The 19,298-nt window shown below is 61.9% G+C and carries 18 protein-coding genes and 1 tRNA gene; all 19 read left to right on the top strand.

Annotated elements, in window-relative coordinates; translation table 11 throughout:
- The first annotated feature begins 60 nt into the window (after positions 1 to 60).
- Entirely contained in the window at positions 61 to 1,350 is a 1,290-nt protein-coding gene (locus NCR93_RS08690) for a branched-chain amino acid ABC transporter substrate-binding protein (RefSeq protein ID WP_175983178.1), read from the top strand.
- Positions 1,351 to 1,510: 160 nt separating this feature from the next.
- Positions 1,511 to 1,780 carry a 30S ribosomal protein S15 gene (gene rpsO, locus NCR93_RS08685; protein ID WP_008341789.1) on the top strand — a complete coding sequence of 90 codons (270 nt, stop codon included), beginning with the start codon at positions 1,511 to 1,513 and terminating at the stop codon, positions 1,778 to 1,780.
- Between the two features lie 363 nt (positions 1,781 to 2,143).
- The gene (pnp, locus tag NCR93_RS08680; protein WP_008341788.1) at positions 2,144 to 4,282 is read left to right on the top strand and encodes a polyribonucleotide nucleotidyltransferase; all 2,139 of its coding nucleotides are present in this window, start codon (positions 2,144 to 2,146) and stop codon (positions 4,280 to 4,282) included.
- Between the two features lie 190 nt (positions 4,283 to 4,472).
- The gene (locus tag NCR93_RS08675; RefSeq protein WP_175983177.1) at positions 4,473 to 5,489 is read left to right on the top strand and encodes an NAD(P)H-quinone oxidoreductase; all 1,017 of its coding nucleotides are present in this window, start codon (positions 4,473 to 4,475) and stop codon (positions 5,487 to 5,489) included.
- Positions 5,490 to 5,666: 177 nt separating this feature from the next.
- The gene (gene tpiA / locus NCR93_RS08670) at positions 5,667 to 6,440 is read left to right on the top strand and encodes a triose-phosphate isomerase (protein ID WP_008341786.1); all 774 of its coding nucleotides are present in this window, start codon (positions 5,667 to 5,669) and stop codon (positions 6,438 to 6,440) included.
- Between the two features lie 88 nt (positions 6,441 to 6,528).
- Complete coding sequence (gene secG, locus NCR93_RS08665) at positions 6,529 to 6,906, top strand: preprotein translocase subunit SecG (protein ID WP_175983176.1); 378 nt, start codon at positions 6,529 to 6,531, stop codon at positions 6,904 to 6,906.
- A 127-nt stretch (positions 6,907 to 7,033) separates the two neighbouring features.
- A tRNA-Leu gene (locus NCR93_RS08660) sits at positions 7,034 to 7,118 on the top strand.
- A 215-nt stretch (positions 7,119 to 7,333) separates the two neighbouring features.
- Complete coding sequence (locus tag NCR93_RS08655) at positions 7,334 to 7,693, top strand: NADH-quinone oxidoreductase subunit A (RefSeq protein ID WP_008341784.1); 360 nt, start codon at positions 7,334 to 7,336, stop codon at positions 7,691 to 7,693.
- A gap of 61 nt (positions 7,694 to 7,754) precedes the next feature.
- Complete coding sequence (locus NCR93_RS08650) at positions 7,755 to 8,234, top strand: NuoB/complex I 20 kDa subunit family protein (RefSeq protein ID WP_006052903.1); 480 nt, start codon at positions 7,755 to 7,757, stop codon at positions 8,232 to 8,234.
- A gap of 21 nt (positions 8,235 to 8,255) precedes the next feature.
- The gene (locus tag NCR93_RS08645) at positions 8,256 to 8,858 is read left to right on the top strand and encodes an NADH-quinone oxidoreductase subunit C (RefSeq protein ID WP_008341743.1); all 603 of its coding nucleotides are present in this window, start codon (positions 8,256 to 8,258) and stop codon (positions 8,856 to 8,858) included.
- Positions 8,859 to 8,867: 9 nt separating this feature from the next.
- Complete coding sequence (locus NCR93_RS08640) at positions 8,868 to 10,121, top strand: NADH-quinone oxidoreductase subunit D (RefSeq protein ID WP_008341742.1); 1,254 nt, start codon at positions 8,868 to 8,870, stop codon at positions 10,119 to 10,121.
- A gap of 150 nt (positions 10,122 to 10,271) precedes the next feature.
- Complete coding sequence (gene nuoE / locus NCR93_RS08635; RefSeq protein ID WP_008341741.1) at positions 10,272 to 10,757, top strand: NADH-quinone oxidoreductase subunit NuoE; 486 nt, start codon at positions 10,272 to 10,274, stop codon at positions 10,755 to 10,757.
- Complete coding sequence (gene nuoF, locus NCR93_RS08630) at positions 10,754 to 12,076, top strand: NADH-quinone oxidoreductase subunit NuoF (protein WP_008341740.1); 1,323 nt, start codon at positions 10,754 to 10,756, stop codon at positions 12,074 to 12,076. The genes nuoE and nuoF overlap by 4 nt, the downstream gene beginning before the upstream one ends.
- A 59-nt stretch (positions 12,077 to 12,135) precedes the next feature.
- A complete protein-coding gene (nuoG, locus tag NCR93_RS08625) occupies positions 12,136 to 14,475 on the top strand; it encodes an NADH-quinone oxidoreductase subunit NuoG (protein WP_175983175.1) in 2,340 nt (779 codons plus the stop codon).
- Positions 14,476 to 14,477: 2 nt separating this feature from the next.
- Complete coding sequence (nuoH, locus tag NCR93_RS08620; RefSeq protein WP_008341736.1) at positions 14,478 to 15,542, top strand: NADH-quinone oxidoreductase subunit NuoH; 1,065 nt, start codon at positions 14,478 to 14,480, stop codon at positions 15,540 to 15,542.
- A 21-nt stretch (positions 15,543 to 15,563) separates the two neighbouring features.
- A complete protein-coding gene (gene nuoI, locus NCR93_RS08615; protein WP_008341734.1) occupies positions 15,564 to 16,052 on the top strand; it encodes an NADH-quinone oxidoreductase subunit NuoI in 489 nt (162 codons plus the stop codon).
- A 154-nt stretch (positions 16,053 to 16,206) separates the two neighbouring features.
- Positions 16,207 to 16,884: an NADH-quinone oxidoreductase subunit J gene (locus tag NCR93_RS08610; protein ID WP_008341733.1), complete on the top strand. Its 678-nt coding sequence runs from the start codon at positions 16,207 to 16,209 to the stop codon at positions 16,882 to 16,884.
- Positions 16,885 to 16,904: 20 nt separating this feature from the next.
- Positions 16,905 to 17,210 (top strand): NADH-quinone oxidoreductase subunit NuoK, encoded by a 306-nt coding sequence (gene nuoK / locus NCR93_RS08605; RefSeq protein ID WP_007588140.1) that lies wholly within the window; start codon positions 16,905 to 16,907, stop codon positions 17,208 to 17,210.
- A 17-nt stretch (positions 17,211 to 17,227) separates the two neighbouring features.
- Complete coding sequence (gene nuoL / locus NCR93_RS08600) at positions 17,228 to 19,297, top strand: NADH-quinone oxidoreductase subunit L (RefSeq protein WP_008341714.1); 2,070 nt, start codon at positions 17,228 to 17,230, stop codon at positions 19,295 to 19,297.
- Position 19,298: the final 1 nt, after the last annotated feature.

The following is a 19,298-nucleotide window of genomic DNA, read 5'->3' as shown; positions in this document are numbered from 1 at the left end:
CTTGCGCGGGGCGCGCGCTGCAGCCTATGATCCGCGCTTTCGGCGGATCGGCGGAAACTCATGAAGAACGGAACCAGCGCGCGCGCGATGCAATGGCTGCGCATCGCGGCATCGGCGTGTCTTGCCTTGTCCATGACGGCGCGGGCGGCCGAATTGCCACCCATCAAGCTCGCGCTGATCGAAGGCATGTCCGGCCCGTTCGCGAACGCCGGCGCAATGGTCGAGCGCAATCTGCGTTTCGGCGTCGAGCGCGTGAACGCGCAAGGCGGCGTGAAGCTCGCGGACGGCGCGCATCCGCTGCAACTCGTCGTGCTCGATGGCAAGGGCAGCAGCGAGGCGAGTCTCGTGCAGCTGCGTGCGGCGATCGACGAGAAGATCGGCTTCGTCATGCAGGGCAATAGTTCGGCGGTGGCGGCGGCGCTCGTAGCGGCTGTCGACCGCCAAAACGCTCGCGAGCCGGATCGCCGCGTGCTGTTCCTCAATTATTCCGCCGACGATCCAGCGCTCACCAACGACGCGTGCAGTTTCTGGCATTTCCGCTTCGACGCGCACGCCGGCATGCGGATGGATGCCCTCGCCGATGCGCTGAAAGACGATCGCGCGGTGAAGAAGGTTTATCTGCTCAATCAAGATTACAGCTTCGGCCACGATGTGAGCCGCGAGGCACAGCGCGCGCTCAAGGAGCGGCGCCCGGATATCGCGATCGCGGGCGACGAATTTCATCCGATCGGGCGCGTGAAGGATTTCGCGCCTTACATCGCGAAAATCCGCGCGAGTGGAGCGGACGCGGTAATCACTGGAAACTGGGGCAACGATCTGACGCTTCTCGTCAAAGCCGCGCGCGAGCAGGGGCTCGACACGAAGTTCTACACGTTCTACGGCAACAGTCTGGGCGCTCCGGCCGCGCTCGGCGATGCCGGCGTGAAGCGCGTGATCGCCGTGGCGGACTGGCATCCGAATGCGGGCGGCGCTGCGTCGGAGGCGTACTATCGCGCGTTCAGAGCCCGCTATCCTGCCGCCGCGGACGATTACCTTGTCGCGCGTATGCCGCTGATGGTAGAAATGCTCGCCGCCGCGATGACGCGCGCAAAAAGCGCGGACCCGCTCGCGGTGGCGCGCACGCTCGAAGGCATGAAGTTCGACGGCGAAGGCTTCCACCCGATGACCGTGCGTGCCGAAGATCATCAGGTGATCCAGCCCCTTTACGTCATGGAAATGGACAAGGCGGGAACGAAAGGCGTCGCGCTCGATAACGAAGGCTCGGGCTACGGCTTCCGCACGCTTCTGAGCGTCCCCGCCGACAAGACCGCGCAACCGACGACGTGCCGCATGTCGCGCCCGCCGCGCTAAGGCGCCGATTCGCCCCGCGCAGAAGTGCTTCGGCGAGACATTGCACTGTGCTATACTCTGCGCTTCGTTTTTGGCGCATTGCCGGAAACGATTCACTTTTTGTAAATCCACGGCACGGCCTTTCTTCCGTGACCGCCTGTCTGTATCAAAGGAAAAGCAAATGTCCGTAGCAGAAATCAAGAAATCCGACATCGTCGCTGAATACGCACGCGGCGCAAACGACACCGGTTCTCCCGAAGTGCAAGTCGCACTGCTGACGAGCCGCATCAACGAACTCACCGTCCACTTCAAGTCGCACTCGAAGGATCACCACAGCCGCCGCGGTCTGCTGCGCATGGTGAGCCGTCGTCGTAAGCTGCTCGACTACCTGAAGGGCAAGGACGCGGATCGTTATCGCTCGCTGATCGAAAAGCTGGGTCTGCGCAAGTAATTGGCGCCAAGCGTGGCTTTGCGGCCAACGTCCTAATGAAGTGCCTGTGTCAGTCCGCTGATACAGGCACTTTGTTTTTGTGCGTTTCGGTCGCGAAGTGGTGCCCGATCGTGTTTTCGGCAATCGGCGCCCGTAGTTGCCACGCAGTCGGAAGTTTCGGCAGTTCATAAGCTTTATCCCGGATGAGTCCATCCGGTCCGACACTCGGTCCAGCCTCGCAGCGGAGCTTTGTGTCATTCCAGCGCGACGACGTTCATCGAAGCGCATCGCGCTGGAATGGCATAACACACCTCTCAAGCGTGGCTCCGGACCTTCCCGCACGCGCCAGTCGACCGGCGCGGCGCAAACGTAGAAGGAGTCGAAATGTTCAATAAGATCGTCAAAGAGTTCAAGTGGGGACAGCACAACGTCCGCCTCGAAACGGGTGAAATCGCCCGTCAGGCGAGCGGCGCGGTGATCGTCGATGTCGAAGATACCGTCGTGCTCGCAACCGTCGTCGGCGCGAAGACCGCCAAGCCGGGCCAGGACTTCTTCCCGCTGACCGTCGACTACCTCGAAAAGACCTACGCCGCCGGCAAGATCCCGGGCGGCTTCTTCCGCCGCGAAGGCCGTCCGTCGGAAGGCGAAACGCTGATTTCGCGTCTGATCGACCGCCCGCTGCGTCCGCTGTTCCCGGAAGGCTTCTATAACGAAGTTCAGGTCGTGATCCACGTCCTGTCGCTGAACCCGGATGTTCCGGCCGACATCCCGGCGCTGATCGGCGCGTCCGCCGCGCTCGCCGTGTCGGGACTGCCGTTCAACGGTCCGGTCGGCGCGGCACGTGTCGCGTACATCAACAACGAGTACGTGCTGAACCCGACGCGCCCGCAGATGAAGGAATCGGCGCTCGATCTGGTCGTCGCGGGCACGGAGCGCGCGGTGCTGATGGTCGAATCGGAAGCGCAGCAGCTGTCCGAAGAAGTGATGCTCGGCGCGGTCGTTTTCGGCCACGAGCAGATGCAGACCGCCATCGACGCGATCCATGAACTCGTGCGCGAAGGCGGCAAGCCCGAGTGGGACTGGCAGCCGGCGCCGAAGAACGAAGCGCTCATCGCGCGCGTCACGGAAATCGCCAAGCCGGAACTCGAAGCGGCTTATCAGTTGCGCAACAAGCAGGCGCGCTCGGCCAAGCTGAAGGAAGTCTACGCGGCGACGTCGGCGAAGCTGGCGGAAGAAGCCGCGACGGGCGGCACGGTCGCGGCCGATGCGGCGACGGTCGGCAACGTCCTGTTCGATATCGAAGCGAAGATCGTCCGCACGCAGATCCTGAACGGCGAGCCGCGCATCGACGGCCGCGACACGCGCACCGTTCGTCCGATCGAAATTCGTACGGGCGTATTGCCGCGCACGCACGGCTCGGCGCTCTTCACGCGCGGCGAAACGCAGGCGCTCGTCGTCGCGACGCTCGGCACGAAGGGCGATGAGCAAAGCATCGACGCACTCGAAGGCGAATACCGCGAGCGCTTCATGCTTCACTACAACATGCCGCCGTTCGCGACGGGCGAAACCGGCCGCGTCGGTTCGCCGAAGCGCCGCGAAATCGGCCACGGCCGTCTGGCGAAGCGCGCGCTGGTCGCGTGCCTGCCGAGCGCCGACGAGTTCGGCTACTCGATTCGCGTCGTGTCGGAAATCACTGAATCGAACGGTTCGTCGTCGATGGCTTCCGTCTGCGGCGGCTGCCTCGCGCTGATGGACGCCGGCGTGCCGATGAAGGCGCACGTCGCGGGCATCGCGATGGGCCTGATCCTCGAAGGCAACAAGTTCGCGGTTCTGACCGACATCCTCGGCGACGAAGATCACCTCGGCGACATGGACTTCAAGGTGGCCGGCACGTCGCAGGGCGTCACGGCGCTGCAGATGGACATCAAGATCCAGGGCATCACGAAGGAAATCATGCAGGTCGCGCTGGCGCAGGCCAAGGAAGGCCGCATGCACATCCTCGGCAAGATGACCGCCGCCGTTCCGACGACGAATACGGAACTGTCGGACTACGCGCCGCGCATGATCACCATCAAGATCAATCCGGAGAAGATCCGCGACGTGATCGGCAAGGGCGGTTCCGTGATCCGCGCGCTGACGGAAGAAACCGGCACGACCATCGACATTTCGGACGACGGCGTCGTGACGATCGCGAGCACGAGCGCGGAAGGCATGGCCGACGCGAAGAAGCGCATCGAGAACATCACGGCGGAAGTGGAAGTCGGCCAGGTCTACGAAGGCCCGGTGCTCAAGCTGCTCGATTTCGGCGCGATCGTGAACATTCTGCCGGGCAAGGACGGTCTGCTGCACATCTCTGAGATCGTCAACGAGCGCGTGAAGGACATCAACGACTATCTGAAGGAAGGCCAGATCGTGAAGGTCAAGGTCATCCAGACGGACGAAAAGGGTCGTGTGCGTCTGTCGGCGAAGGCGCTTCTGAACGAAGGCGCGCAGCAGGCAGAACCGACGCACCCGCAGCAGTAATGCGGTAATGTGTAGACGGCCGGCCGCTTCAGCGAGCCGGCCGTTTTCATGTATGACGCTTGGGACGCTATGCATTGTCCGACGCGTCATCGGACTCGATGGCAGTGTGTGGAGCGCGGATTGCTTCGAGGCGCGCGCAGTGCCATCCGGTTCGGATGCACACTAACTCTGGGCGGCACAGGGAGAGCATATGAAGGCCATCGAAATCACTGAGTTCGGCGCACCCGAAGTTCTCAAACTCGGCGAGCGTCCGACGCCTGCGCCGGGCAAGTGCGAGGTGTTGATCAAGGTGGCCGCTTCCGGCGTCAACCGGCCGGACGTGTTCCAGCGCAAGGGCGCTTATGCGCCGCCGCCGGGCGCGTCGGATCTCCCGGGGCTGGAGGTTGCCGGTGAAATCGTCGATGGCGATTTCGATCCGAAGCACAACCCGTTCGGTCTGAAAGAAGGCGATCGCGTGTGCGCGCTGCTCGCGGGCGGCGGATACGCCGAATACGCGGTGGCCCCGCTCGAACAGTGTCTGCCGGTGCCGAAGGGTCTGTCGGACATCGAGGCGGCATCCTTGCCGGAGACGTTCTTCACGGTGTGGAGCAACGTGTTCGAACGCGGTCAGTTGGGCGCGGGCGAGAACGGCGAGGAAGAAACGCTGCTCGTGCAGGGCGGGTCGAGCGGCATCGGCGTGACGGCGATTCAGATCGCCAAAGCGCTCGGCTTTCGCGTGTTCGCCACGGCCGGCACCGATGAAAAGTGCCGCGCGTGCGAAGCGCTCGGCGCGGAGCGGGCGATCAACTACAAGACGGAAGATTTCGTCGAAGTAGTGAAGTCGCTGACGAACGATCGCGGCGTCGACGTCATTCTGGATATGGTCGCTGGCGACTATCTCCAGCGCGAGCTCAAGGCGCTTGCCGACGGCGGGCGCATCTGCGTGATTGCGCTGCTCGGCGGCGCGAAGGCGGAGATCAATCTGAACGACGTGCTGCGCCGGCGTCTCGTCATCACGGGTTCGACGCTGCGTCCGCGTCCCGTCGCATTCAAGGCGAAGCTCGCGGCGAAGCTGAAGGAGCGCGTCTGGCCGGAAATCGAGGCGGGGCGCATCAAGCCGGTGATCCATCAGGTGTTCCCGGCGCGCGATGCAGCCGCCGCGCACGCACTGATGGAAAGCAGTACGCACGTCGGCAAGATCGTGCTCGACTGGCGCGACGACGCGTGAAATTCGCCGGGAGCGAGCGTTTCATGTTGCGGCTCGCTTTTGATGGTTTGACCGGTTTCGTCGTAACACAGTAAAATCGCCTGTTTTGCAGGCAGTTTGCGGTTCGTAGCGGTTCATTCTTATAACAGGGCGGCTGACCACGTGCATGCAACAAGCCGCCACCGACTGACGAGACATATGTCCAGAGAACGAGCGAAACTGGTGGTGGGCAACTGGAAGATGCACGGCCGCATCGGAGAAAATGCGACCTTGCTGATCGAGGTCGCCGCGGGCGCATCGGCTTTGCAGAAGGGCGTGAGCGTCGGCGTGTGCGTGCCGTGTCCGTATCTCGCGCAATCGCAAGCGCTGCTCAGCGGCTCGGTGGTGCGCTGGGGCATTCAGGACGTGTCGGCGCATACGGGCGGTGCGTTCACCGGCGAAGTCGCGGCCGAGATGGCGGCGGACTTCGGCGTCACGTACGCGATCGTCGGGCATTCGGAGCGACGCGCGTATCATCGCGAAAGTCCGGAACTCGTCGCGTCGAAAGCGCAGCGCGCGATCGAAGCGGGCCTTACGCCGATCGTCTGTGTCGGCGAGACGCTGGAAGAACGTGAGGCGGGCACGACGGAGCGGATCATCGGCACGCAGCTCGAAGCCGTGTTGCAGGCGCTCACGGAAGAGCAGGCGGCGGGCATCGTGGTCGCGTACGAACCGGTCTGGGCGATCGGTACGGGCAAGACCGCGCGGCCGGGGCAGGCGCAGGATGTTCATGCGTTTCTGCGTCACAAGCTGCTGGAGAAGGGCGCAACGGTTGCGAACGTGCCGCTCTTGTATGGCGGCAGCGTGAAGCCGGAAAACGCGGAAGAGCTGTTCGGGCAGAAAGACATCGACGGCGGGCTGATTGGCGGCGCGTCGCTGAAGTCGAAAGATTTTCTGGCGATCTGCCGGGCGGCGCAAACCGTGACGCATTGAGCGTCGAACGGCGAGCGGGCAGGGCAGGCGAAAGAGCATAGTGCGACACGAAGGTGTCACGGAAACATCAGGAATCGGGTGAGTTGAAATGCTGTATTTGAAGACATTGATTATCGTCGTTCAGTTGCTGTCGGCGTTGGGTGTAATCGGCCTCGTGCTGCTCCAGCACGGCAAGGGCGCGGACATGGGCGCGGCGTTCGGCAGCGGCGCATCGGGCAGTCTGTTCGGTGCGACGGGTTCGGCCAACTTTCTGTCGCGTACCACGGCCATTCTCGCCGCGATCTTCTTCGTGACGACGCTGGCGCTGACCTATCTCGGAAGCTATAAGCCGCAGACGTCCGCGGGTGTGTTGGGCGGTGCGGCTCCTGTGCCGGCATCGGCTCCGGCCGTGGCCGCATCAGGAGCGTCTGCGCCTGTGTCGGCACCGGTTGCATCGTCGGCGCCGGGTGCTGACGTGCCCAAATAACGACGGAACAGATTTTTCGCGGATTTTGCATTTTGTGCGTTGAACAATTCCAAGGGTCCAGTTATAATTCAAGTCTTGAAGCGATTCGCGGCAATTAAGAAGTAGTTTTCCCGGATTGCAGTACAGTGCCGACGTGGTGAAATTGGTAGACACGCTATCTTGAGGGGGTAGTGGCGAAAGCTGTGCGAGTTCGAGTCTCGCCGTCGGCACCAAAGTTATCCAATGCCAGCCGCTTGCATCGCTTCGGCTGGCATTGTCACTTCTGGAGTACGCTTACGTTTTTGCGGCGGCATCGACAACATCAAAGCGGTTGTCACGTTGTGCTGATATCGTGAGCGGTCCCAAGTGATATCTCCTGCCGGGTGGTCCGTCCCGGCTGAAGCGCCCCAATCAATTACAGGCCACATCTACCGATCTGAGGATAGCCTTGAACCTCGCACCCTATTACCCCGTCTTCTTGTTTCTTCTGGTGGGCCTTGGTTTAGGTATAGCGTTGGTCAGCATTGGCAAGATCCTCGGTCCCAACAAGCCCGACACCGAGAAAAACGCGCCGTACGAGTGCGGCTTCGAAGCGTTCGAAGACGCGCGTATGAAGTTCGATGTGCGTTACTATCTCGTCGCGATTCTTTTCATCATTTTCGACCTTGAGACGGCGTTCCTGTTCCCGTGGGGTGTTTCCCTGCGCGATATCGGCTGGCCTGGTTTCATCGCGATGATGATTTTTCTGCTCGAATTTTTGCTCGGTTTCGCCTACATCTGGAGAAAGGGCGGACTCGACTGGGAATGACAGTTAGATCACCGGATTCATGGGCGGCTTTGGCTGGCTGCTCATCTGGAGTGGAAAACAAATGAGTATCGAAGGGGTCTTGAAGGAAGGCTTTGTCACCACCACGGCTGACAAGCTCATCAACTGGACGCGCACCGGCTCCCTGTGGCCGATGACGTTCGGTCTCGCATGCTGCGCGGTCGAGATGATGCACGCGGGCGCCGCCCGTTACGACCTGGACCGTTTCGGCGTGGTGTTCCGCCCGAGCCCGCGCCAGTCGGACGTGATGATCGTCGCCGGCACGCTCTGCAACAAAATGGCGCCCGCGCTTCGTAAGGTGTACGACCAGATGGCCGAGCCGCGCTGGGTCATCTCCATGGGCTCGTGCGCGAACGGCGGCGGCTACTATCACTATTCGTATTCCGTCGTGCGCGGCTGCGACCGGATCGTCCCGGTCGACGTCTACGTTCCCGGTTGTCCTCCGACCGCCGAGGCGCTGGTCTACGGCGTGATCCAGTTGCAGGCGAAGATTCGCCGCACCAACACCATCGCCCGTCAGTAAGGGCCTGAGTCTCCCCAAACTATGGCAAGCAAACTCGAGACCCTCAAAGCGAACCTCGAGACGGCGTTTGGCGGCCGTCTCCAGAGCATTACCGAGTCGCTGGGTCAGGTGACGGTCGTCGTCAAGGCGGCCGACTATCTGGACGTCTGCAAGCAGTTGCGCGATGACCCGTCGCTGCGCTTCGAGCAGCTCATGGACCTCTCCGGCGTCGATTATTCGACGTATGGCGACGGCGTCTACGACGGTCCGCGTTTCGCGGCAGTCAGTCATCTTCTCTCGATCACGCACAACTGGCGCGTGCGCGTGCGCGTATTCGCTCCGGACGACGAAGTGCCCATCGTGGCTTCGGTGGTCGATATCTGGACGTCGGCGAACTGGTACGAGCGCGAAGCGTTCGACCTCTATGGCATCGTATTCGAAGGCCATCCCGATCTGCGCCGCATTCTCACGGACTATGGTTTCATCGGCCATCCGTTCCGCAAGGACTTCCCGATTTCCGGCTACGTCGAAATGCGCTACGACCCGGAAGAGAAGCGCGTGGTGTACCAGCCCGTGACGATCGAACCGCGCGAAATCACGCCGCGCGTGATTCGCGAAGATCGCTATGGCGGTCTGAAACATTAAGAGAACGCCATGGCAGAGATCAAGAATTACACGCTGAACTTTGGCCCGCAGCACCCGGCAGCGCACGGCGTGCTGCGCCTCGTGCTGGAACTCGACGGCGAAGTGATCCAGCGCGCCGACCCGCACATCGGTCTGCTGCATCGCGCGACCGAGAAGCTCGCCGAGACCAAGACCTTCCTGCAGTCCGTGCCGTACATGGACCGTCTGGACTATGTGTCGATGATGGTCAACGAGCACGGCTACGTACTCGCTATCGAGAAGCTGCTCGGCATCGACGTGCCGATCCGCGCGAAATACATCCGTGTGCTGTTCGACGAAATCACGCGCGTGCTGAACCATCTGATGTGGATCGGCTCGCACGCGCTCGACGTCGGCGCGATGGCGGTCTTCCTTTACGCGTTCCGCGAGCGCGAAGATCTGATGGACGTCTACGAGGCGGTGTCGGGTGCGCGCATGCACGCGGCGTACTATCGTCCGGGCGGCGTCTATCGCGATCTGCCGGACGCGATGCCGCAATACAAGGCGTCGAAGATCCGCAACGCGAAGGCGCTCGACAAGATGAACGAGAACCGTCAGGGCTCGTTGCTCGACTTCATCGAGGACTTCTTCAATCGTTTCCCGGGCTGTGTCGACGAGTACGAAACGCTGCTCACCGACAACCGCATCTGGAAGCAGCGTCTCGTGGGCATCGGCGTGGTGAGCCCGGAGCGCGCGTTGCAGATGGGCTTGAGCGGCGCGATGCTGCGCGGCTCGGGCATCGAGTGGGACTTGCGCAAGAAGCAGCCGTACGAAGTGTACGATCAGCTCGACTTCGACATCCCCGTCGGCGTGAACGGCGACTGCTACGACCGCTATCTGGTGCGCGTGGAAGAAATGCGCCAGTCGACGCGCATCGCCAAACAGTGCATTGCGTGGCTGCGCAAGAATCCTGGCCCTGTGATGGTCGATAATCACAAGGTTGCACCGCCGTCGCGCGTCGGCATGAAGAGCAACATGGAAGAGCTGATTCATCATTTCAAGCTCTTTACCGAAGGCTTCCATGTGCCGGAAGGCGAAACGTACGCTGCGGTCGAGCATCCGAAGGGCGAGTTCGGCATCTACCTGATCTCGGATGGCGCGAACAAGCCGTATCGCCTGAAGATTCGCGCGCCGGGCTATGCACACCTCGCAGCGCTCGATGAAATGGCGCGAGGCCACATGATCGCCGACGCAGTGACGATCATCGGTACGCAAGACATCGTGTTCGGCGAGATCGATCGCTGATTCATCGGCGCCTGCGCGGTCGGCTCGCCGAGCCGCTGCGCAAGAAACGCGAAAGCAATAACAGGAACCCGCAGGAACGCCAGGTCTGCCGCAATACGAAGGGCGCGGCAGGTTTTCGTTCGGTAGGAATTGAAAGAGTCGTGTCTGAAAATGATCTCAGCTGAAGGCCTGAAAGAAATCGATCGCGCGGTCGCGAAGTATCCCGCCGAGCAAAAGCAATCGGCGGTGATGGCGGCGCTCGCTGTCGCTCAGGAAGAGCATGGTTGGCTCTCGCCCGAAATCATGCAGTTCGTGGCCGATTACCTGAGCATGCCGCCGGTCGCGGTGCAGGAAGTCGCCACGTTCTACACGATGTACGAGCTGAAGCCGGTCGGCAAGCACAAGATCACGCTCTGCACGAATCTGCCCTGCCAGCTCGGCCCGGATGGCGGTTCGGACAGCGCTGCCGAATATCTCAAGCAGAAGCTTGGAATCGATTTCGGCGAGACCACGCCCGACGGCAAGTTCACGCTGAAAGAAGGCGAGTGCTTCGGCGCGTGCGGCGACGCACCTGTGCTGCTCGTGAACAACCATCGCATGTGCAGCTTCATGAGCCGCGAGAAGATCGACCAGTTGATCGAGGAACTTTCGAAATGACGTCACTCCACGATCGTCACATCAAGCCGCTGATCCTCGCTGGCCTCAATGGCGAGAACTGGCATCTCGAAGATTACGTCGCGCGCGGCGGCTACAAGCAGTTGCGCCGCATTCTCGAAGAAAAGATTCCACCCGAGCAGGTGATCGCCGACGTCAAGGCGTCGGGTCTGCGCGGCCGCGGCGGCGCGGGCTTTCCGACCGGCCTGAAGTGGAGCTTCATGCCGCGTCAGTTTCCGGGGCAGAAGTATCTCGTCTGCAATTCGGACGAAGGCGAGCCGGGCACGTTCAAGGATCGCGACATCCTGCGCTGGAATCCGCACGCGCTGATCGAAGGCATGGCCATCGGCGCGTATGCAATGGGCATCACCGTCGGCTACAACTATATCCACGGCGAGATTTTCGAAGTCTATCGCGTGTTCGAAGCGGCGCTCGAAGAAGCGCGTCAGGCCGGCTATCTGGGCGCGAACATCCTGGGCTCGGGTTTCTCGTTCGAGCTGTACGCGCACCATGGTTACGGCGCGTACATCTGCGGTGAAGAAACCGCGCTGCTCGAATCGCTCGAAGGCAAGAAGGGCCAGCCGCGCTTCAAGCCGCCGTTCCCGGCGAGCTTCGGCGTGTACGGCAAGCCGACCACGATCAACAACACCGAGACGTTCGCGGCGGTGCCGTTCCTGCTGGAAATCGGCCCGCAGAATTACCTCGAGATCGGCAAGCCGAACAACGGCGGCACGAAGATTTTCTCCGTCTCGGGCGATGTGAACCGTCCGGGCAACTACGAGATTCCGCTCGGAACGCCGTTTTCGACGCTGATGGAACTGGCGGGCGGCGTGCGCGGCAAGTCGATCAAGGCCGTGATTCCGGGCGGCTCATCCGCGCCGGTCGTGCCGGGCGACATGATGCTCGCGACCGACATGGACTACGACTCGATCGCGAAGGCCGGCTCGATGCTGGGCTCGGGCGCGGTCATCGTGATGAACGAAACGCGCTGCATGGTGCGCTCGCTGTTGCGCCTGTCGTACTTCTACTATGAAGAGTCGTGCGGCCAATGCACGCCGTGCCGTGAGGGCACGGGCTGGCTGTATCGCGTCGTGCATCGCATCGAGCACGGTCTCGGCCGCAAGGAAGATCTGGATCTGCTGAACTCGGTCGCCGAGAACATCATGGGCCGTACGATCTGCGCGCTCGGCGATGCAGCGGCGATGCCCGTGCGCGGCATGCTCAAGCACTTCTGGGACGAATTCGAATATCACGTCGAGCACAAGCATTGTCTCGTCGGCGGGCACGCGCATCACGCGCCGTCCGAAGCGCTTACCGCGTAATCAGGCGCGCAGTCAGATGCGCGACAACGCTCGAGAAGGGTTGAGGATCTTTATCCATCATGGTTGAACTAGAAATTGACGGCAAGGCGGTCGAGGTGCCTGAAGGCAGCATGGTGATCCAGGCTGCGCACAAGGTCGATACGTACATCCCTCACTTTTGCTATCACAAGAAACTGTCGATCGCGGCGAACTGCCGGATGTGCCTCGTCGAAGTCGAAAAGATGCCGAAGGCCGTTCCCGCCTGCGCCACGCCGGTATCGAACGGCATGATCGTCCGCACGACGTCGGACAAGGCCGTGAAGGCCCAACAGTCGGTGATGGAATTCCTGCTGATCAACCACCCGCTCGATTGCCCGATCTGCGATCAGGGCGGCGAGTGCCAATTGCAGGATCTGGCCGTCGGTTACGGCAAGTCGCAGTCGCGCTATAGCGAAGAAAAGCGCGTGGTGTTCCACAAGAACGTCGGTCCGCTCATCTCGATGGAAGAGATGTCGCGCTGCATCCACTGCACGCGCTGCGTGCGCTTCGGCCAGGAAGTCGCCGGCGTGATGGAGCTCGGCATGCTGGGCCGTGGCGAGCATTCGGAAATCACGTCGTTCGTCGGCAAGACCGTGGATTCGGAGCTGTCGGGCAACATGATCGACCTGTGCCCGGTCGGCGCGTTGACGAGCAAGCCGTTCCGCTACAGCGCCCGTACATGGGAACTGTCGCGCCGCAAGTCGGTGAGCCCGCACGATTCCGTCGGCGCGAACCTCGTGGTGCAGGTGAAGAACAACCGCGTGATGCGCGTTCTGCCGATGGAGAACGAAGCCATCAACGAATGCTGGATCTCCGACAAGGACCGCTTCTCGTACGAAGGCCTGAACAGCGACGAGCGTCTCACCGCGCCGATGCTGAAGCAGGGCGGCAACTGGATCGAAACCGACTGGCAGACCGCGCTCGAGTACGTCGCGAAGGGCCTGAAGGGCATCAAGGCGGATCACGGCGCGAATGCCATCGCCGCTTTGGCCACGCCGCACAGCACGGTCGAAGAACTGCATCTGCTGAAGACGCTGGCTGAAGGCGTCGGCACGCCGAACGTCGATTTCCGTCTGCGTCAGAACGATTTCTCGGCGCCGGTCGGCGTCGGCGCGCCGTGGCTCGGCACGAAGATCGCGAATCTGTCGACTATCGACACTGCGTTCGTCATCGGCTCGTTCCTGCGTCGCGATCATCCGCTGTTTGCCGCGCGTCTGCGTCAGGCCGCGAAAAACGGCGCGAAGCTCACGTTCCTCAACGCAAGCAACGACGACTCGCTGATCCCGACCGCGCATCGCCTGGTCGCGGCGCCGTCGGCGTGGCTCGATCAGCTTGCGGGCATCGCTGCGGCGGTTTCGGAAGCGCGCGGCGTCGCGCTGCCGGACGCATTCGCGGGTCGCGAAGTGTCGGCCGCGGCGAAGGACGTCGCGGCGTCGCTGTCGGCGGGCGAACAGCGCGTCGTGCTGCTCGGCAACCTCGCGGTTCAGCATCCGGATTTCGCGCAGATTCAGGCGGCCGCCCAGTGGATCGCCGACAATACCGGCGCGACGCTCGGCTTCCTCACGGAAGGGGCGAACTCGGTCGGCGCGCATCTCGTCGATGCATTGCCGGGCGAGGGCGGTCTCAACGCGCGCGAAGTGTTCGAGCAGCCGCGCAAGGGCTACGTGCTCTTCAACGCGGAACCGGAATTCGATACGGCCAATCCGGCGCAAGCCATCGCCGCGCTCAAGGCAGCGGAAATGGTCGTCGTGATGTCGCCGTTCAAGCACGGCATGGACTACGCGGACGTGCTGCTGCCGATCGCGCCGTTCACGGAAACGTCGGGTACGTTCGTCAACGCGGAAGGCACGGCTCAGTCGTTCAATGGCGTCGTGCGCGCGCTGGGCGAGACGCGTCCGGGCTGGAAGGTGTTGCGCGTGCTGGGCACGATCCTCGGCCTGCCGGGTTTCGAGTTCGACACCGCTGACGAAGTGCGTGTCGCGGCGTTGGGTACGGGCGATCTGACCGCGCGTCTGTCGAACAAGACGACGGTGCAGGCCAAGCGCGCTGCATCGAACGTCGTGTTGAACGGCAGCGGCCTGCAGCGTCTCGCCGATGTACCGATCTATCACGCCGATGCGCTCGTGCGCCGCGCGCCCTCGTTGCATTTGACGGCAGCCGCACGCGATGCGAACGTGGCGGGCCTTCCGACCGCGCTCTTCGACAAGCTCGGTCTGAAGGATGGCGAAGCAGTGCGTATTCGCCAAGGCAATCTGTCGGTGACGTTGCCCGCGGTCCGCGATGCGAATCTCGCGGAATCGGTGGTCCGCGTGTCGGCGGGCACGACGGCTGGCGCCGCGCTCGGCGGCCTGTTCGGTGAACTGGTAGTGGAGAAGGCGTAAAAATGGGCTTGTTCGATACGATCAACGCAGGCGGCACGCAGCTTCTGGGCGTCGCATGGCCGACGGTGTGGGCGGTGGTCCGCATCCTGGTGGTTTCGGTGGTCATCCTGCTGTGCGTGGCCTACCTGATTCTCTGGGAACGCAAGCTCATCGGCTGGATGCACGTGCGTCTCGGCCCGAACCGCGTCGGCCCCGCAGGCTTGCTGCAGCCGATCGCCGACGTGCTGAAGCTTCTGCTCAAGGAAGTCATCCAGCCGACGGCTGCGAGCAAGTGGATCTATGTGATCGCACCGATCATGACCGTGGTGCCGGCGTTCGCCGTGTGGGCGGTGATCCCGTTCCAGGCGAAAGCGGTGCTCGGCGACATCAACGCGGGTCTGCTGTACATCATGGCGATTTCGTCGATCGGCGTATACGGCGTGATTCTGGCGGGTTGGGCGTCGAACTCGAAGTACGCGTTTCTCGGCGCGATGCGCGCCGCGGCGCAGATGGTGTCCTACGAAATCTCGATGGGCTTCGCGCTCGTCGTGGTGCTGATGGTCGCGGGCACGCTGAACATGTCCGACATCGTGCACTCGCAGCAGCGCGGCATGTTCGCGGGCTGGGGCATCAACTTCCTGTCGTGGAACTGGCTGCCACTTTTGCCGATGTTCGTCGTGTACTTCATCTCGGGCATCGCGGAAACGAACCGTCACCCGTTCGACGTGGTGGAAGGCGAATCGGAAATCGTCGCCGGTCACATGATCGATTACTCGGGCATGGCGTTCGCGCTGTTCTTCCTCGCCGAGTACATCAACATGATCGTGATCTCGGCGATCGCAGCGACGCTGTTCCTCGGCGGCTGGGATGCACCGTTCGGCTTCCTGTCGTTCATTCCGGGCGTATTCTGGTTCGTTTTCAAGGTTTTCCTGCTGCTGTCGGTCTTCATCTGGGCGCGCGCGACATTCCCGCGTTACCGCTACGACCAGATCATGCGTCTGGGCTGGAAGGTGTTCCTGCCGGTGTCGGTGATCTGGGTGGTCGTGGTCGGTTTCTGGATCATGTCGCCGCTCAACATCTGGAAGTAAGCGAGCGCGGACGAAAACATCATGAATGCTATTCAGAACTTCTTTAAGACCTTCTTCCTGACCGAGTTGCTCAAGGGTCTTGCGCTGACGGGACGTTACACGTTCCAGCGCAAGATCACGGTGCAGTTCCCGGAAGAAAAGACGCCGATCTCGCCGCGTTTTCGCGGTCTGCACGCGCTGCGCCGCTATGAGAACGGCGAAGAGCGCTGCATCGCCTGCAAGCTGTGCGAAGCGGTGTGCCCGGCGATGGCGATCACGATCGAATCGGAAACGCGCGCGGACAACACCCGTCGCACCACGCGTTACGACATCGACCTGACCAAGTGCATCTTCTGCGGTTTCTGCGAGGAGAGCTGCCCGGTCGATTCGATCGTCGAAACGCACATCCTCGAATATCACGGCGAAAAGCGCGGCGACCTGTATTTCACGAAGGACATGCTGCTTGCGGTGGGCGATCGCTACGAAACGGAAATCGCCGCATCGAAGGCGGCCGACGCGCCTTATCGTTGATATGCGTCCGATGCCCGAGCCTCATGTTCCGGCATCGCACCGTAGCGATTTTGTTGTTGCTGTTTGGCACACTGCGGCGCGCGCCGAGGGCGGCTCCTGTCCGAAAGCGCCGACACACCATGCCTGATGATGGCCTAACGATGAACCGGTAATCATGGAATTCACAACCGTACTGTTCTATATCTTCGCGCTGCTGCTGGTCGTTTCCGCGCTGAAGGTGATCACTTCGCGCAACCCGGTGTCGTCCGCGCTCTTCCTCGTGCTCGCGTTCTTCAACGCGGCCGCGATCTGGATGCTGCTGCAAGCCGAATTCCTCGCGATTCTGCTGGTTCTCGTATATGTCGGCGCCGTGATGGTGCTGTTCCTGTTCGTGGTCATGATGCTCGACATCAACATCGATGTCCTGCGCAAGGATTTCAGGCGCTTCGTGCCGCTCGCGAGCATCGTCGGCGCGATCATCGTGATCGAGACCGCGCTGATCCTTTGGCACGGCTACGGCGGCACGATCACACCCGAAACGTCGACGGCGGTGACGGGCGCAGCGGCGATGTCGAACACGCAACTGATCGGCAAGGTCATCTACACCGACTACATCTTCGCGTTCGAAATCGCCGGCCTCGTGCTGCTGGTTGCGATCATCGCGGCGATCTCGCTCACGATCCGCGACAAGAAGGACAAGAAGACCCAAACCGTCAGCCAGCAGGTCAAGGTGCGCCGCGAAGACCGCGTGCGCCTCGTGAAGATGCAGGCCGAAACGCAGGCGCCCGACGCCTCCACGGAACCTGCCGTGACCGGCAACATCGGCGCGGGCACGGTCGACAACAAGGGCTGAGCGCGAAGGAGAAATCGAATATGTTGAGTCTTGCCCATTACCTCGTGCTCGGTGCGATCCTCTTTGCGATCAGCATCGTCGGCATCTTCCTGAACCGCCGCAACGTCATCATCATCCTGATGGCCATCGAATTGATGCTGCTCGCGGTGAACACCAATTTCGTCGCGTTCTCGCACTATCTGGGCGACGTGCACGGCCAGATCTTCGTGTTCTTCGTGCTGACTGTCGCCGCCGCTGAAGCCGCGATCGGTCTCGCGATTCTCGTGACCCTGTTCCGTAGCCTCGACACGATCAACGTCGAGGACCTCGATCAGCTCAAAGGTTAATTTCAGGCTAGGCTGTTATGTCCACGACACTCAATGAAAACCTCCTGCTCGCGGTTCCGCTGGCGCCGCTTGCCGGCTGTCTGATCGCGGGGCTGTTCGCGAAATGGGTAGGGCGCAAGGGCGCGCATCGCGTCACGATCCTCGGCGTCTTCATCTCGTTCATTCTTTCGGCGATCGTCTTCAACGACGTGATGCACGGCGCGAGCTTCAACGCGACCATCTACGAATGGATGAGCGTCGGCACGCTGAAGATGGAAGTCGGCTTCCTGGTCGACTCGCTCACGGCGATGATGATGGTCATCGTGACCTTCGTCTCGCTGATGGTGCACATCTACACCATCGGCTACATGGCGGACGAGGAAGTCGGCTACGAGCGCTTCTTCTCGTACATCTCGCTCTTCACGTTCTCGATGCTGATGCTCGTCATGAGCAACAACTTCCTGCAGCTGTTCTTCGGCTGGGAAGCGGTGGGCCTCGTGTCGTACCTGCTGATCGGCTTCTACTTCACGCGTGAGAGCGCGATCTACGCCAACATGAAGGCGTTCATCGTGAACCGCGTGGGCGACTTCGGCTTCCTGCTGGGCATTGGCCTGCTGCTCGCGTTCGCCGGTTCGCTGAACTATGGCGACGTGTTCGCGCAGGGCGACAAGCTCGCGACGATGACGTTCCCCGGCACGCAATGGGGTCTGCTGACGGTCGCGTGCATTTGCCTCTTCATCGGCGCGATGGGCAAGTCGGCGCAGTTCCCGCTGCACGTCTGGCTGCCCGACTCGATGGAAGGCCCGACGCCGATTTCCGCGCTGATCCACGCGGCAACGATGGTGACGGCCGGCATCTTCATGGTGACGCGCATGTCGCCGCTCTTCGAGCATTCGGATGCGGCGCTTTCGTTCGTGACGGTCATCGGCGCGATCACGGCCTTGTTCATGGGCTTCCTCGGCGTCGTGCAAAACGACATCAAGCGCGTGGTCGCGTACTCGACGCTCTCGCAGCTCGGCTACATGACGGTCGCGCTCGGCGTCTCGGCTTATCCGGTCGCCGTGTTCCACCTCGGCACGCACGCGTTCTTCAAGGCGCTGCTGTTCCTCGGCGCGGGCTCGGTCATCATCGGCATGCACCACGATCAGGACATGCGCAACATGGGCGGCCTGCGCAAGTACATGCCGATCACCTGGATCACATCGCTGATCGGTTCGCTCGCGCTGATCGGCACGCCGTTCTTCTCGGGCTTCTACTCGAAGGATTCGATCATCGAAGCCGTGAAGTACTCGCATCTGGCGGGCTCGGGCTTCGCGTATTTCGCGGTGGTCGCGAGCGTGTTCGTCACGTCGCTGTACTCGTTCCGTATGTACTTCATGGTGTTCCACGGCGAAGAGCGCTTCCGCGGTCCGAAGCATCCCGACTCGCCGATGGGCCAGGCGGAAGCGCACGGCCACGGTCATGATTCGCACGGTCATCACGACGATCACGGTCACGGACACGCTCACGTCCCGCACGAAACGCCTTGGGTCGTGACGCTGCCGCTCGTGCTGCTCGCGATTCCGTCGATCATCATCGGCGCGATCATGATCGGCCCGATGATCTACGGCGACTTCTTCTCGCACGGCGTCGTGTTCGACAAGGTGATCTACATCGCCGAGAACCACGAAGGCCTGAAGGAAATGGCCGAAGAGTTCCACGGCTGGATTGCGATGGCGCTGCACGGCATCATCACCCCGGGTCCGGTGTGGCTCGCGGCGCTCGGCGTGATCGTCGCGTGGTTCTTCTACATGAAGCGTCCGGACCTGCCGGCGGTTGTCGCGCGCACGTTCCGCCCGATCTACGTGCTGCTCGACAACAAGTACTACTGCGACAAGATCAACGAGGTCGTGTTCGCGAAGGGCGCTGTCGCCATCGGCCGCGGCTTGTGGAAAGAGGGCGATGTGGTCGTCATCGACGGCATCGTCAACGGCAGTGCGCGGTTCATGGGCTGGTTCGCCGGTGTGATCCGCTTCCTTCAATCCGGTTACATCTATCACTACGCGTTCGCCATGATTATCGGCATGTTGGGGCTCTTGACCCTGTTTGTGACGCTCGGCGGCAAATAAG

The organism is Caballeronia sp. ATUFL_F1_KS39 (assembly GCF_023630985.1).
In the GTDB taxonomy this organism is placed as follows: domain Bacteria; phylum Pseudomonadota; class Gammaproteobacteria; order Burkholderiales; family Burkholderiaceae; genus Caballeronia; species Caballeronia zhejiangensis.
The sequence above is the reverse complement of the archived record's forward strand: the minus strand, read 5'-3'. Positions and strand labels throughout refer to the sequence as shown.

What these genes read in the sequence shown, in the direction of transcription:
- NCR93_RS08610 (WP_008341733.1), top strand. Translation starts at nt 16,207, where the DNA reads ATGGAATTCACAACCGTACTGTTCTATATCTTCGCGCTGCTGCTGGTC.
- secG (WP_175983176.1), top strand. Translation starts at nt 6,529, where the DNA reads ATGCTGTATTTGAAGACATTGATTATCGTCGTTCAGTTGCTGTCGGCG.
- nuoI (WP_008341734.1), top strand. Translation starts at nt 15,564, where the DNA reads ATGAATGCTATTCAGAACTTCTTTAAGACCTTCTTCCTGACCGAGTTG.
- NCR93_RS08675 (WP_175983177.1), top strand. Translation starts at nt 4,473, where the DNA reads ATGAAGGCCATCGAAATCACTGAGTTCGGCGCACCCGAAGTTCTCAAA.
- nuoG (WP_175983175.1), top strand. Translation starts at nt 12,136, where the DNA reads ATGGTTGAACTAGAAATTGACGGCAAGGCGGTCGAGGTGCCTGAAGGC.
- nuoE (WP_008341741.1), top strand. Translation starts at nt 10,272, where the DNA reads ATGATCTCAGCTGAAGGCCTGAAAGAAATCGATCGCGCGGTCGCGAAG.
- rpsO (WP_008341789.1), top strand. Translation starts at nt 1,511, where the DNA reads ATGTCCGTAGCAGAAATCAAGAAATCCGACATCGTCGCTGAATACGCA.
- NCR93_RS08690 (WP_175983178.1), top strand. Translation starts at nt 61, where the DNA reads ATGAAGAACGGAACCAGCGCGCGCGCGATGCAATGGCTGCGCATCGCG.
- nuoK (WP_007588140.1), top strand. Translation starts at nt 16,905, where the DNA reads ATGTTGAGTCTTGCCCATTACCTCGTGCTCGGTGCGATCCTCTTTGCG.
- pnp (WP_008341788.1), top strand. Translation starts at nt 2,144, where the DNA reads ATGTTCAATAAGATCGTCAAAGAGTTCAAGTGGGGACAGCACAACGTC.
- NCR93_RS08645 (WP_008341743.1), top strand. Translation starts at nt 8,256, where the DNA reads ATGGCAAGCAAACTCGAGACCCTCAAAGCGAACCTCGAGACGGCGTTT.
- nuoF (WP_008341740.1), top strand. Translation starts at nt 10,754, where the DNA reads ATGACGTCACTCCACGATCGTCACATCAAGCCGCTGATCCTCGCTGGC.
- tpiA (WP_008341786.1), top strand. Translation starts at nt 5,667, where the DNA reads ATGTCCAGAGAACGAGCGAAACTGGTGGTGGGCAACTGGAAGATGCAC.
- nuoH (WP_008341736.1), top strand. Translation starts at nt 14,478, where the DNA reads ATGGGCTTGTTCGATACGATCAACGCAGGCGGCACGCAGCTTCTGGGC.
- nuoL (WP_008341714.1), top strand. Translation starts at nt 17,228, where the DNA reads ATGTCCACGACACTCAATGAAAACCTCCTGCTCGCGGTTCCGCTGGCG.
- NCR93_RS08640 (WP_008341742.1), top strand. Translation starts at nt 8,868, where the DNA reads ATGGCAGAGATCAAGAATTACACGCTGAACTTTGGCCCGCAGCACCCG.
- NCR93_RS08650 (WP_006052903.1), top strand. Translation starts at nt 7,755, where the DNA reads ATGAGTATCGAAGGGGTCTTGAAGGAAGGCTTTGTCACCACCACGGCT.